Here is a 14,549-nt window from a genome sequence, read left to right on the forward strand (position 1 = left end):
GTTAAGTTTATCTAAACTCGGTTCAAAAGCACTAGCTTTTGTCTTACTTCATTTCTTAACGTACTGGTTGTTTCGTTCAGTTTTCAAAGATCAATTTTTGTTGTCGTTTTTGCGACAGCTTTTATATTATATAACGCTGATGTGAAAAAGTCAACAACTTTTTAAATTTTGTTTCGCCTGTTTTTTAGCTTTAAAATCAACTATTAATTTGGCGACTTGATTAATATAACACGGTAAGAAAGATGCGTCAATAACATTTTATTAAAAGATGAAATTAAGGCTTCTCCTCCCTCCATTTAAACGACTGTGTTCAAATGAAGGAGTGAAAAGCCTTAATAATGAATCTTCTTATTCTTTATGCTTCATCTGCGGGAATAATAAAACATCTCTTATTGACGGAGAGTTTGTCAGTAGCATAACTAACCGGTCAATTCCGATGCCTAAGCCACCCGTTGGAGGCATGCCGTACTCTAATGCTTCTAAGAAATCTTCATCCATTTCATGAGCTTCATCGTTCCCTGATTCTTTTTCTTTCACTTGGGCTTCAAACCTTTGACGTTGATCAATTGGGTCGTTGAGCTCTGAGAATGCATTAGCATGCTCACGTCTAACAATAAACAATTCGAATCGATCAGTGAATCGGCCATCGTCTTTATTTTTCTTAGCTAATGGTGAAATTTCAACCGGGTGTCCATAAACGAATGTCGGTTGTACTAACTGTTCTTCAACATATTGTTCAAAGAATTCATTAACGATGTGACCGAATGTCATAGTATCTTGAATCGCAACATTGTGTTCTTTAGCTAGAGCCTTAGCTTCATCGTCTGTCATCTCTTCCCAAAAATCTACACCTGTATATTCTTTAATAATATCAACCATGTGAACTCGTTTCCAAGCAGGTGAAAGATCAATTTCTTCTTCACCGTATTGCACAGTCGTTGAGCCAGTCACTTCCTTAGCTATATGAGCCACCATATTTTCTACTAAATCCATGATGTCGTGGTAATCAGCATATGCTTGATAAAGTTCAATCATTGTGAATTCTGGGTTATGCCTAGTGGATACACCTTCATTTCGAAAGACACGTCCGATTTCATATACTTTCTCAAGTCCACCTACTATTAATCGTTTTAAATGTAGTTCAATAGCAATTCGCATATATAATGGAATATCTAGTGCGTTGTGGTGCGTTTCAAACGGACGTGCTGATGCTCCACCTGGTATGCTGTGCATCATTGGTGTTTCAACTTCTAAAAAACCATCTGCATCTAGGTAGCGACGCATTGATTGAATAATCTTACTGCGCATGATAAATGTTTCTTTACTATCATGATTTGTTATCAAGTCTAGGTAACGTTGACGATAGCGTTGTTCAACATCTTTAAGTCCGTGAAATTTCTCAGGTAAAGGTCTTAATGATTTTGTTAAAATAACAAATGATGAAGCTTTAACTGACAATTCACCTACATTGGTCTTAAACATCGTACCCGTTACACCGACAATATCACCTAAGTCAGCTGACTTGAACCATTCATATGCTTCTTCGCCAATCGCGTCTTTTCTAACATATAGTTGTATTTGTCCGCTAACATCTTGAATATGACTAAACCCGGCTTTCCCTTTTCCACGCTTTGTCATAATACGACCCGCAATCGTAACTGTGGTTTCTTTTTCCTCTAACTCTTCTTTAGTAAATTCATCATAATTTGCTTGTAGGTCACTAGCTAAATCAGTACGTTCAAATTTATCACCGAAAGGATTCAAACCATTTTCTTGCATAGCATTAAGTTTATCTAATCTAACTCGCATATGCTCATTTAATTCATCTGACATTATTGATCACTCCCACGTATAATTAAAGTTTGTTTTATTCTGTCACTAGTTTATCACATCGTTCAATGTTCCTTAGATTAAGTTGTTGGTTGAGCCTGCATTTCTTTCAAATGTTGTGCATACTCATCAAGCAAATCTTTAAGTTCTGAACGTGTATTAACTTCATTGATCATTTTTCTCACCTTGCCATTACCTTTTAATCCTTTTAAATACCAAGCGGCATGTTTTCGCATCTCCATCACAGCTACTCGCTCAGATTTAATTTCAATAAGACGATCTGCATGAAGAAGACATACTTTGATCTTTTCTTCTGGTGTTGGTTCGTCGATCAACGTACCGTTTTCAAGGTATTGAGCAATACGGTACATAATCCACGGATTTCCTAAAGCCGCACGTCCAACCATAACAGCATCTACACCCGTTTCCTCTAGACGTTGCTTTGCAATTTCTGGCGAATCAATGTCTCCATTACCAATAACCGGAATCGAGATCGAATTCTTTACATCCTTAATGACTTGCCAATCTGCCACACCTTCATACATTTGTTCTCGCGTTCGACCGTGTAGAGCTAAAGCTTTAGCTCCGGCTTCTTCAGCTGCCTTTGCATTTTCAAGGGCAAATATGGAATCGTCATCCCAGCCTTTTCTCATTTTTACCGTGACAGGCTTGTCTACAGCATTGGATACAGCTGATACTAGTTCGTAAATCTTTTCAGGTTGCAATAACCAACGTGATCCAGCATCACACTTTGTAATCTTAGGAACAGGACATCCCATATTGATATCAATAATATCTGCGTTTGTATGCTGATCTACAAATTGTGCCGCTCCAATCATTGAATCTTTCTGACCACCAAATATTTGTAAACTCATTGGTTTTTCAGCTTCATCTATATAAAGCATATCCATTGTTTTCTTGTTTTTATTGACAATCCCTTTATCACTTACCATTTCAGCACAGACTAAACCTGCACCAAATTCTTTAACCGTTAAACGAAATGCCCAATTACTCACACCTGCCATAGGCGCAAGGACAACTCGATTCGGAATTGTTATATCTCCTATCTGAAACATCGCTTCTCCTCCTAATAGTCTTTCTTATCTACCGGACGCAACTCTGCTTTAGAGACCCCTAGCGTTTCGGTAGTTTGTTGTATAAACTCATCTGAGGGCCAACGTTTCCCTCGTTCTATTTGACTGACAATTGATAAAGACACATTCATTCTTTTAGCAAACGCTTCTTGTGTATAACCTTTTAATTTACGAAATGCTTTAATTCGCCTACCCCATTTTACTTGATCCATTTCTTGATCCCTCGTTTCTCTTCTTTTGGGATGGATTGCACGACGGATTCAACTGTTTTATTCACAGTCGGTAGGATGAGTTCTGGAGCAATGGCCATTAATGGAATCAAAACAAACGCTCTTAAATGCATGCGAGGGTGCGGTAAGATGAGTTGCTCTGTCTTCATATTCTCTTGATTATACAGTAAAATGTCAAGGTCTATTGTTCGTGGGCCCCATCTTATATCACGTTTACGCCCCAATTCGCGTTCAATTTCCTGACAGACCATCAATAAATCAGGTGCGTCATAGGAAGTCCTCACTTTAATGACTTGGTTTAAAAATTTACCCTGATTATCATAGCCAACAGGGTCTGTCTCATAAATCGGTGAGGCTTCTTCAACTTGAATGGACTCATCTAAATGTAGTGTGTCAATCGCTTGTTTTAAATAACCATCTCTTGGTGAAATATTTGATCCGAGCGCAATATAAGCATCGTTATTCATAATCAGACGGCTCCCGGTCAATTTCAATGGCTACAGACTGATAAACCCCCGCGATTGGTGGGGTGGGCTTTATAACTTTAACTTTACAACCTTTGACCATTTCATAAGTGGACAGTACCTCTTTAGCAATCCTCTCTCCAACAGACTCGATCAATTGATACGTTTGTCCTTCAACAACTGACTTAACGATTTCATACACTTCACCGTAATGTACGGTATAGGAAAGTTGATCCGTTTGCCCTGCTTTTTTCAAATCTACATTTAACTCTAAATCAACAGTGAAACGTTGACCAAGGGCTGTTTCTTCTTTAAGCGCACCGTGATAGGCGTAAAATTCTAATTGATTTAAATATATTTTGTCCATCTAATCGCCCTTTCTTACTAACAAATCAGTCATTTGTGCCACGCGCGCATTTATTAATACGTCATGTACACGTACGATATCAACACCTTTAGTAATGCCAAAAGATGTTGTCGCCGCTGTTGCTTCATCGCGTTCATCAACTGGTAAATCGAGGTAGTGACCAATCACTGATTTTCTTGATGTCCCTAATAGAAGTGGATGTCCCAACACTTGAAGTTGATCCAATTGACGTAAAACATCTAAATTTTCTTGTTTTGTTTTACAAAAGCCAATTCCGGGATCGAGGATAATTTGGTCTTGCGACACACCTTGATCACTAGCAATTTGAATACTTTCTTTTAACTCCGTTTGAATATCTTCCATTAAGTTTTGATAAGGCTCGTTTCGACCGTTGTGCATTAAACAAATCGGAACGTTGTATTCCGCTGCAACTCGTGCGATCGCCGGATCATACTTAGCTCCCCATACATCATTAATCATATCGACTCCAGCATCAAGCGCTGCTTTAGCTGTTTTAGATTTAAATGTGTCAATAGATAAAGGAATTGACACAACTTCTCGAATCTTTTCAATCACAGGTACCACACGGTCAATTTCTTCTGATTCAGAAACAGGTGTATGACCTGGACGCGTCGATTCACCACCAATATCGATGATATCAGCGCCTGCTGCTTCCATTTCAAGTGCTCGCTTTACAGCTTGCTCAGCATGATTAAAATGACCACCATCAGAAAATGAATCTGGCGTTACATTTAAAATACCCATAACCGCTGTTTTTTTCGTCAGATCGATCATACCGTGTTTTGTCTTTATTTGTCTATTCAAAACGATCGTCCCCCGTTTTTCTTCTTATTCTATCATCAATTACCAATCAATTCAGTGATTTTTGGAGAAAACCTGAAAACTTGATAAAAGCTTTTTTTACACACAAAAAAACTTAGCCCTTACTGCTTGTAAGAGCTAAGCTTTCTATTTTCTATTCAAATTGATAGAGCGGCGTTGATAGATAACGTTCTCCGTTACTTGGGATAATCGCTAATACTTTTTTGCCTTTTCCTAAAGATTTAGCAACTTGTGTCGCTGCATAAATCGCAGCACCTGATGATACACCGCCTAGTAAACCTTCTAGACGAGCGGCTTCTCTCGCCGTGCTATAAGCTTGATCGTTCGTTACTTTAACAATGTCATCATAAATTTCGGTGTTTAAAATTTTCGGCACAAAACCGGCACCAATACCTTGGATTTTATGTGGACCAGGTTCCTCGCCAGATAAAATGGCTGAATCACTCGGTTCCACTGCATATAGAGAGATGTTTTTATAATGCTCTTTAAGGACTTTTCCGGCGCCTGTAATCGTACCACCCGTTCCAATACCTGCAACAAACGCGTCTAGTTCATCGCCCATTTGTTCAACGATCTCCTTACCTGTTGTACGTTCGTGAATTGATGGGTTCGCCTTGTTTTGGAATTGTTGTGGCATGAAGTAGCCATTCGCTTCTTTTAAGTCTTCTGCTTTTTTGATCGCGCCTTTCATACCTTCTGAACCCGGCGTTAAGACCAGTTGAGCACCGTATGCTCGTAGTAAATTGCGACGCTCCATGCTCATCGTATCTGGCATGACAAGAATTGCTTGATAACCTTTTATCGCTGCGACCATCGCAATACCAATTCCTGTATTACCACTTGTCGGTTCAATAATTGTATCCTTCTCTTTTAACAACCCTTGCTCCTCTGCGTCTTCGATCATCGCAAGAGCAATGCGATCTTTTACTGAACTTCCGGGATTCATATATTCCAACTTAACATAAACATCAGCATCTTCTGGACTTGTCATACGATTTAGCTTCACAATCGGTGTATTCCCTATTAACGACGCGATTGAATCATGAACTTTCATTTAAAGCCCTCCTAATTCCGAGTAATCTTATTTGTTTTATTTTATGCTACCTTTGTACCTTTGTCAATAAATCGTCTCAACTTCCACTTCCGCCCATAAATCTCTCGCTTCTGGAACTTTCTCCATCTCTTCGATCGCCAATGTCAATCGAATATGTTCACGCAGGTCATCTAGGTCAAGGTCGATTGATGGTAAGTGACGGTGAGCTTTTAGAATGACATACTCACTACCTTGTTGAAATGGTTCGGTATATTGATAGGGTCCAACTTCAACGGCTTGTTCAAAATAACCGCTTGGTAACGTTGAATTGCTTTCAGTGTAAAAGCCGAGGTAGCCACCATTTGATCGAGAATCTTCATCTGTTGTGTATTCCGCTGCCAAGGCATAGAATGAAGCCCCTTCTTCTAATTCTTGATAAACTCGATTAGCTGTATTCGAGTCATCAACAACGATATGTGATAATTCAACACGTTCTGAAAAATTATACTGTGACTGATATTGTTGATAATAATCTTCAACCTCAGCATCAGAAATGTCGATATCCCGTGTTATTAATTTTTCTGTTAGCAATCGATGTTCGACATCTTCACGCCTGCTGTTTTCAATACGTTCAACATCACCTTCAGGTAATTGATTCGATAATGTTGCCAAGTAAGCAACTTCAAGGTCAATAACACGTTCATTAATTGACATGTTATGTTCATCTGCTAATTCACTCACTACTCGGCGGTCAATCATTTCATTTAAGCCTTCTCTCCCGTAATTGACCTCTAAATCATCCAACCACTCATCATAATAAATGGTGTCGCCCGCAACCGTCGCGATCGGTTCTTGTACATCAATTTCTTCTGTCGGTTGACGTGTTTCAGTCTGTGAATCACTTGCTACAACATACGTTACAATGTTCGTTACGACTAACAAACCTAAAAAAACGAGTAGTGGTCTTCTCATCACTAGTGTAGCTCCTCTGTTTTTTTAATCATTTCTAAATCTTCTTTTGTTAGTTGATAATGTTCATTACAGAAATGACATGTCGCTTCTGCACCGCCATCTTCTTCAATCATGCTGTCAATTTCTTCTTCACCGAGTCCTTTAATTGCATTTTTAATTCGGTCTAAAGAACATGGACAATTAAATTCAACAGGCACAGTCTCTAAAAATTCTACATCATCAGCACCAAACAATGCTCTTAAGATATCTTCCGGTGTTTTTTCATTTTGAATCATTTGAGAGATCGGTGGGATCGATGCTAATTGTTTCTCAAGTTGATCAATTTGTTCATCTGTTGCACCTGGCATCACTTGAATGATAAATCCACCAGCTGCTGCAATCGTATGATCTGTATTAACAAGTACTCCCGCTCCTACTGCCGAAGGGACTTGTTCTGAGTTAGCAAAGTAGTAGGTAAAGTCTTCACTCACTTCGCCCGATACAATTGGCACTTGCCCTGTAAAATGTTCTTTTAAACCTAAATCTTTAACAACACTTAAGAAACCACTCGTTCCAACAGCACGCTTTACATCCAATTTTCCTTCATCGTTTGATTCAAAATCAACGTGAGGATGGGTAATATAACCACGCACTTCCCCTTTTGAATTGGCGTCGGCTACAACCGGACCTACCGGACCATCACCTTCCAACTTGACTGTTAACTTGTCTTGTCCTTTTAACATCGTACCCATCATGGCACTGATTGTCATTGTACGACCTAATGCAGCTGATGCTGTTGCCCATGTGTCATGACGTCTTCTCGCTTCCTCGACTAATGTGGTTGATTCAATCGCGTATGCTCGAATCGAACCACCAAATGCCATTGCTTTTACTATATAATCACTCAATCCAAAAACTCCTTTTATTTAACGTTATGATAAATTTCTTTTAAACCTTTTAAAGTTAAGGCATGATCGACGACATCAATCATTTCCGATTCATCTGCGATCAATTCAGCTAAACCACCTGTTGCGATGACTTTCGGGTTACAACCACTTTCCTTTTTGAACCGGCGCACGAGCTCATCCACTTGTCCGACATAGCCATAATACAACCCTGATTGCATTGCATTCACCGTTGATTTTCCAATTACACGCTCTGGGTGTGTAATCTCTACTTTAGGTAATTTTGCAGCTCGGTTGTATAAAGCGTCAATAGATATTTTTATCCCTGGTGTGATCGCACCGCCACAATAAGATTCTGATTCATCAATGTAGCAATACGTTGTCGCCGTACCAAAATCAATAATAATCAATGGGGCTCCATAGGATTTAATCGCGCCAACAGCATTGACGACTCGGTCCGCTCCTATTTCATTAGGGGTTGGATAATTCATTTTTAAATACTCATGGACTGGCGTCTTGCCAACAATAATTGGTTTTCGCTTGAAGTATTTTTCACCCATACGTTCTAATGCATACATAATAGGAGGGACAACGGATGAAATAATCAGATCATCAATCAAACTAAAATCAAGCTCATGATAATCAAATAGTGATTGAACGAGCATTGCATATTCATCTTCGGTTTTTTCTCGGTCTGTCTTAACTCGCCATTGATAGGCTAGGCGGTCCTTATCGAATAAACCCATCACAATATTTGTATTTCCTACATCAAGTACTAATAACACACGCTCACCAACCCCACTCTTAGAAAACAACACATATGCTCATCTACCCTGAGCATGCTCTATTTTCTTTATACTTTAATTTTGAAACAATAAAATCTTCACTGTCTATTTTACTGCTTTTTGATTCAATCAACAAATAAATACTACACATGAATGCGGAAAAATAAGACCAGCAGTTGCTTAAGCTTAAGCGCTGCTGGTCCATTTTTATTAATCTTCTTTTGAAGAAGCGTCTTGATCTGGTTCGGAATTGTCTTTTGTTTCATCAACATCTGTTGATTCTACATCTTCTGATTTAGCACGAATATTAACATTCACACCTTCTTCGGTCGATGTTTGGTCTTCTTTTGACTCAGAACCATTTTGTTCTGAAACGACTTCTGGTTCTTTTAAAACACCATCTTCAAACAGTGATTTAATTTGACCTGCATCGAGCGTTTCAACTTCTAGAAGTGTCTTCGCGACAAGTTCTAATTTTTCTTGATTCTCAGTTAAGATATCCTTAGCGCGTGTATAGCAGTGGTTGATGAGACTTTGCATTTCTTGATCAATCTCATATGCGATTGCATCACTATAGTTCGCATCACTCTGCATGTCACGTCCAAGGAAGACTTGGCTATTCCCACCACTGAATTGTAGTGGACCAATTCGTTCACTCATACCGTATTCAGTGACCATCTTACGCGCAATGCTTGTTGCGCGTTGGAAGTCATTGTGAGCGCCTGTGCTCACTTCACCAAAGATAATTTCTTCGGCAACACGACCACCCAGTAGTCCGGTAATCTTATCAATCAATTCTGGTTTTGTCATGAAGTAGCGATCTTCTTTAGGAAGCATAACAGCATAACCGCCAGCTTGGCCACGTGGTACAATCGTTACTTTGTGTACCATATCCGCATCATCAAGCACCATACCAATAATCGTATGTCCACTTTCGTGGTAAGCGACAATATTTCTTTCTTTGTCTGAAATCACACGACTCTTCTTAGCAGGTCCAGCAATCACACGGTCAATCGCTTCATCGACATCGACCATTTCGACTTCTTTTTTATCGCCTCTAGCAGCAACAAGAGCCGCTTCATTTAGCAAGTTCTCTAGATCCGCACCTGAAAAGCCAGGTGTACGCATCGCAACTGTCTTAAGTTCAACATCTTCAGCTAACGGTTTATTACGCGCATGAACTTGCAAGACTTCTTGACGACCTTTTAAGTCTGGACGATCAACCGTAATTTGACGGTCAAAACGACCTGGACGTAGTAATGCTGGATCTAAAATATCCGGACGGTTAGTTGCGGCAATCATAATAATACCTTCGTTTTCACCGAATCCATCCATTTCAACGAGTAATTGGTTTAGCGTTTGTTCACGTTCATCGTGACCCCCACCAACACCGGCTCCACGTTGACGACCGACAGCATCAATCTCATCAATAAAGATAATACATGGTGCATTCTTCTTCGCATTCTCAAATAAGTCACGAACACGTGAAGCACCTACACCAACGAACATTTCAACGAAGTCAGAACCACTGATCGAGAAGAACGGTACCCCCGCTTCACCAGCGACCGCTCGAGCAAGTAATGTTTTACCTGTCCCTGGAGGGCCAACAAGCAGCATCCCTTTAGGAATTTTGGCACCAATACTTGAGAATTTACGTGGGTCTTTTAAGAAGTCAACAACTTCGACAAGTTCTTGCTTCTCTTCATCTGCTCCTGCTACGTCATTAAAGCGTACCTTTTTCTTATCTTCTGTGTACATTTTCGCTTTACTCTTACCAAAGTTCATCACACGGTTTCCGCCACCTTGTGACTGGTTCATCAAGAATAAGAAGATAACAACAATAATGATAAACGGTAACATCGCCGTTAGAAAACTAACCCAAGGACTCGGCTGTTCTTCTGGCTGAATGTCTATGATACCTTGACTTGAAGCTTGTGATGTAATGGTTGCAACGATATCTGGATTATCTGGTATATGTGAGATGAAATTAGTTGATTCTTCATCATTTAATTCACCTGTCACTTGCATAACCCCATGGATCGGGCGCATTTCTAATGTTTCAATTTCTTCATTACCTAGTACTTCAATGAATTCATCAACTTTGAATTCTTCTGTTTCACCATCTTGTCCTGTTATCAATTGCATAACCGACAACAATACAAGGGCAATAACAGCATAAAATATGAAATTACGTGCTATTCGATTCATTCATTTCCTCCTCCCAAACGAGAAAAACTATACTACATCGTACCATAGGAAAAACAAGGCTCGCAACTGATGCGAATCTTTCATTTCTTAAGGTTTATTTTGTTTGACCGTTTAGCTTACTTTTTATGATTCGCCACCATAAACGTGTGGTTTTAAGACACCAATGTATGGAAGATTGCGGTATTTCTCTTGATAATCTAATCCGTAGCCAACTACGAACTCGTTTGGCACTTTAAAACCTACAATATCTGCTTTAATATCGACTGTTCGGCCTTCAGGTTTATCTAATAAAGTAACAATTTTAACAGAACGTGCTTTACGATATTTAAATAGATCAACCAAATAACTTAACGTTAAACCACTATCAATAATATCTTCGATAATTAACAAGTCACGTCCTTCGACCTTCGTATTCAAATCTTTTTCAATTTTAACCTCTCCAGAGGAACGCATTTCTCCTCCATAACTTGACACATCCATAAAATCCATCTCAAGATATGTATCCATATAGCGAAGAATATCAGACATAAAAGGTAATGCACCCTTTAATACACCAATTGCGAGTGGAAATCGGTCTTCATACTCTTCTTGTAGCTGCTTTCCTAATTCTTGACATTTCTCTTGGATTTCTTCTTGTGAAACTAATATTTTCTCGATGTCCTTATGCATCATGATCCTCCTAAAACATATGAATTGATGAAATTGTTACTTTAATGTAGTTCGCTTTTTCTAATTCCGCATGATCTTCACTCTTTGTTAATCCCATCACCCATCGCACTCGACCCTTTTCGTCAACAAGGATTGGCCATTCATCACGGTATTGAAGGGGGATTTTCCGATCAATAAAAAGTGACTTTAGTTTCTTTCGGCCATTAAGATAGGCTAAATAAATGCGATCACCTGGTTGTCTCGTTCTAACCCATAGCGTCGGAATGGATTCTTTTGTGTCAATTGGTAAATAGAAAGTGAAATCATCACTCTCCTCTACCTCTTCTTTGGACACAATGTCGGTAAAAACACTCACACCTGTGGGTAGCCTTGTTTCACCAGGTATAGACAGTGTTTGTTCATACGTCAAAGGTTCTTTGCGGAACGAAAATCGTATGACATTGTAGTTTTTCAACATTTTTAAGTCATTTGGCAAATCAAAGTTGAGGTTTGGTTTCTCACTTTGTAGCAACTCAAAAAACTGTTGTTCATGCCTAAAGGTCAAACCTTTTGGCAGGGTATCATACAGATAGTTTAATATTAGATGAAACAACCTTCTTTGTAAAGCACGAGGATGTTTTTTGATCATGTCGATCTCATGAATCATGTCATCTTGGAAAGAACCCTCTACTCTACTAAGTCTTCGTAATTTTTCAGCCTCTTCATTTAAATAATCAACATCATCTGCAACATGCTCACTAAATTGTTGAATCGTTTGATCTAAATTAGGATTATATTCTTTAATGAGTGGAAGAATGTGATGTCTAAAGTAATTCCGAGTATACTGATCGTGCTCATTACTCGGATCTAACCTTGGCTCAATTCCTACTGAGGCACAGTATGCAGTGATCATATCCTTTGTAACAGATAAAAAAGGACGAATTAAGAGGCCGATCGAAAAGGGGCGCGCTTTGCGCATACCTCCTAATCCATCTAGGTTCGTATTTCTGCTTAAACGCATAAAAATCGTCTCAATTTGGTCATCTGCATGGTGTCCTAGTACCAAATAATCCGCTTCATAGGCTTGCATCACGTCGTGATAGGCTTGATAACGTAAGGTGCGCGCTGCCTCTTGTGTACCAAGTTGATAACGTTCTTTATATGCAGGGACATCTACCGTTCGACCTTCAAATATAAGATTGTTTTTTTCGGCGAATTGCCTAACATAAGCTAAGTCTTGCGCAGAACCTTCCTGTCTTAATGAGTGATCAACACTCACCACGACAAGACGAAGCCCCATCATTTCTTGTTTTTTCATCAAGTAATGAAGAAGAGCCATCGAGTCTGGCCCACCAGAAACACCAACGATGAGCGTTGTATTTGATTTTATCAGTTTATAATGGTCGATATAAGCATCGACTGTTTCTGTTAACATTGCTATCCCTACTTTTTATCAATCCGTCTCATCCATTATATATCGTACCAAAATAACGTCTCAATAGAAAGTCGCAACAATAAATAGAACCACACTTCCAACCGCTAAAATAATAAGCTCCCCTATTGAAGTATGAGCGATCGATGGTACATGTGTGTTGCTTCGTGTTCTTTTTCGACTAGGTGCTGTTATCAAATTGAGGTCTTCTTTCATTTTTTTAGCACTTGTATAACGACCGTGTAAAGCTTTCTCCATACAAGTCCGATACGGTTTTAATGCAGGGTTTTGATTCATCTTTTTACTCAATTGAGCGCTAGGCTTTTCTTGACGTTTAAACGGCTTTTGATAAATACCGTGTAGAGCGAGCATCGCAATCGAAAAGAGATCATAACTTACTTCTGCATAACGCGTTCCCATTTGCCAGTAACCCCGGTCATAGAATTCAGTGTACTCTTTAATCGAACGCCCCATCATCGTAATCCCGCCGACATCAACAAATGATATGTTTTTCAAATCATCTGATACCATCACATTTTCTACTTTCACATCGCCTAATACAAAACCCGCTTTATGCAAGTGTTCAACTTGATCGAGTAATTGACTAATGAGGGTAAATAGTACATTGACCGATGCGTTACGTACCGCTTCATTAAATGAACGCCCTTTAATATAACTCATTGTATAAAAGCTGTAACAATTGATACTATTAATTCGCCAATCATCTCGGTCATACAAGCAAGGCCCCAGGCGGTTGCCTCGGACCTTGCTTAGTTTTTTCAGCACATTAATTTCAGAGGTAATCGATAGGCTGTTATCACTTATTTTAAGGGCTAATAATGCTTGGTCTTGACGCTTAACTAAATACACAGCACCGACTGTTCCGACTCCTAAGGGTTTAATAATGGTAAAGGTTTGCTGGTGCCAATAGCCAACTATTTGAGTGCCTGGCGTGAGGTTATAAACTGAAATCGAATGGCTCTTCTGTCGTTTCACCTTCAAAGCTCCTCATCAAATCCGTTTGACTAAATTGATAGAACGCTTCTTTAAGCGCAGGTCCTGTTGGTGTTACGCCTCGACTTGTTAATTTCGGGAATACAGCATGTAAGTCTTTTAATTCACTTTTCCAATCCATGACTTTTTCCGTCACTGTTTTAGCACCTGGAAAAGCACAAATCATAAACTGATTTTTACCGATACGTGCATTCATCGTGATCGACAAGTCAATTAAGGCTTCTTTTACCGTTTCTAATTTGTTTTGCATACTTAAACTCGTATCGACAAGAACAATCAATTCCATCTGAGTCGTCTCGGCCAATTCTTCAACCACTTCAATCACTTCACCGCGTTGGTCTGGTGGAAGTGTATCTATCGATTGATCTTTTGACAACAACTGTTTGAGCTCTTGATTAACGACCCCTTTCAACGTTTGATTCATTGCTTGTTTGGTCACTGTCTGAACGGTCTTTAATAATTGATTTGGATAAACGAGTTGACTAACACCCCCACCTGAGGTCGCAATCTCTTCTATTTCTAGTAAACTGTCAGATCCTTCACCTTCAGATAAAATACCAATGACATTGACGACGATCCCTTGTTTATGAATCTTCTGACTGACAACAGACGGATCTTCTCCTTTGTTTGAACACCCATCAGTGATCAGTAGTATTTGCTTTAACGTTCCTTTATTCATCGTCACGTTCCTCCCTTATATTTTGACTAATACCATGATGGGGAAAAACAGACTATTTTATACATG

General features: G+C 39.2%; 15 protein-coding genes. All 15 read right to left on the reverse strand.

Going from position 1 to position 14,549, the window contains the following annotated elements; translation table 11 throughout:
• Positions 1-348: 348 nt before the first annotated feature.
• Positions 349-1,833, reverse strand: coding sequence for a lysine--tRNA ligase (lysS, locus tag BLR62_RS10985; protein WP_090796897.1), 1,485 nt, complete (start codon positions 1,831-1,833; stop codon positions 349-351).
• Positions 1,834-1,910: 77 nt separating this feature from the next.
• The gene (gene dusB / locus BLR62_RS10990; RefSeq protein ID WP_090796900.1) at positions 1,911-2,906 is read right to left on the reverse strand and encodes a tRNA dihydrouridine synthase DusB; all 996 of its coding nucleotides are present in this window, start codon (positions 2,904-2,906) and stop codon (positions 1,911-1,913) included.
• An 11-nt stretch (positions 2,907-2,917) separates the two neighbouring features.
• Positions 2,918-3,136 (reverse strand): helix-turn-helix domain-containing protein, encoded by a 219-nt coding sequence (locus tag BLR62_RS10995; protein WP_090796902.1) that lies wholly within the window; start codon positions 3,134-3,136, stop codon positions 2,918-2,920.
• Positions 3,124-3,621 carry a 2-amino-4-hydroxy-6-hydroxymethyldihydropteridine diphosphokinase gene (gene folK, locus BLR62_RS11000; protein ID WP_090796904.1) on the reverse strand — a complete coding sequence of 166 codons (498 nt, stop codon included), beginning with the start codon at positions 3,619-3,621 and terminating at the stop codon, positions 3,124-3,126. Before folK ends, BLR62_RS10995 begins: the two co-directional genes overlap by 13 nt.
• Positions 3,614-3,985 (reverse strand): dihydroneopterin aldolase, encoded by a 372-nt coding sequence (gene folB, locus BLR62_RS11005; RefSeq protein WP_090796906.1) that lies wholly within the window; start codon positions 3,983-3,985, stop codon positions 3,614-3,616. The genes folK and folB overlap by 8 nt, the downstream gene beginning before the upstream one ends.
• Positions 3,986-4,810, reverse strand: coding sequence for a dihydropteroate synthase (gene folP, locus BLR62_RS11010; protein ID WP_245719459.1), 825 nt, complete (start codon positions 4,808-4,810; stop codon positions 3,986-3,988). It lies immediately after the preceding gene.
• A 151-nt stretch (positions 4,811-4,961) separates the two neighbouring features.
• Entirely contained in the window at positions 4,962-5,882 is a 921-nt protein-coding gene (gene cysK / locus BLR62_RS11015) for a cysteine synthase A (RefSeq protein WP_090796909.1), read from the reverse strand.
• A 63-nt stretch (positions 5,883-5,945) separates the two neighbouring features.
• Positions 5,946-6,833 (reverse strand): foldase protein PrsA, encoded by an 888-nt coding sequence (locus BLR62_RS11020; RefSeq protein WP_090796912.1) that lies wholly within the window; start codon positions 6,831-6,833, stop codon positions 5,946-5,948.
• 2 nt (positions 6,834-6,835) lie between these two features.
• Positions 6,836-7,720, reverse strand: coding sequence for an Hsp33 family molecular chaperone HslO (hslO, locus tag BLR62_RS11025; RefSeq protein WP_090796913.1), 885 nt, complete (start codon positions 7,718-7,720; stop codon positions 6,836-6,838).
• A gap of 14 nt (positions 7,721-7,734) precedes the next feature.
• Complete coding sequence (locus BLR62_RS11030; protein WP_090797024.1) at positions 7,735-8,502, reverse strand: type III pantothenate kinase; 768 nt, start codon at positions 8,500-8,502, stop codon at positions 7,735-7,737.
• 210 nt (positions 8,503-8,712) lie between these two features.
• The gene (gene ftsH / locus BLR62_RS11035) at positions 8,713-10,710 is read right to left on the reverse strand and encodes an ATP-dependent zinc metalloprotease FtsH (protein WP_090796916.1); all 1,998 of its coding nucleotides are present in this window, start codon (positions 10,708-10,710) and stop codon (positions 8,713-8,715) included.
• Positions 10,711-10,833: 123 nt separating this feature from the next.
• Positions 10,834-11,379, reverse strand: a complete 546-nt coding sequence (hpt, locus tag BLR62_RS11040; protein WP_090796917.1) for a hypoxanthine phosphoribosyltransferase — start codon at positions 11,377-11,379, stop codon at positions 10,834-10,836.
• Between the two features lie 10 nt (positions 11,380-11,389).
• Positions 11,390-12,793 carry a tRNA lysidine(34) synthetase TilS gene (gene tilS / locus BLR62_RS11045; protein WP_090796920.1) on the reverse strand — a complete coding sequence of 468 codons (1,404 nt, stop codon included), beginning with the start codon at positions 12,791-12,793 and terminating at the stop codon, positions 11,390-11,392.
• A 60-nt stretch (positions 12,794-12,853) separates the two neighbouring features.
• Positions 12,854-13,786: a protein kinase domain-containing protein gene (locus tag BLR62_RS11050; RefSeq protein WP_176759285.1), complete on the reverse strand. Its 933-nt coding sequence runs from the start codon at positions 13,784-13,786 to the stop codon at positions 12,854-12,856.
• Positions 13,749-14,483, reverse strand: coding sequence for a VWA domain-containing protein (locus tag BLR62_RS11055; protein WP_090796924.1), 735 nt, complete (start codon positions 14,481-14,483; stop codon positions 13,749-13,751). Before BLR62_RS11055 ends, BLR62_RS11050 begins: the two co-directional genes overlap by 38 nt.
• Positions 14,484-14,549: the final 66 nt, after the last annotated feature.

Source organism: Pelagirhabdus alkalitolerans (assembly GCF_900096905.1).
Lineage (GTDB): Bacteria > Bacillota > Bacilli > Bacillales > Amphibacillaceae > Pelagirhabdus > Pelagirhabdus alkalitolerans.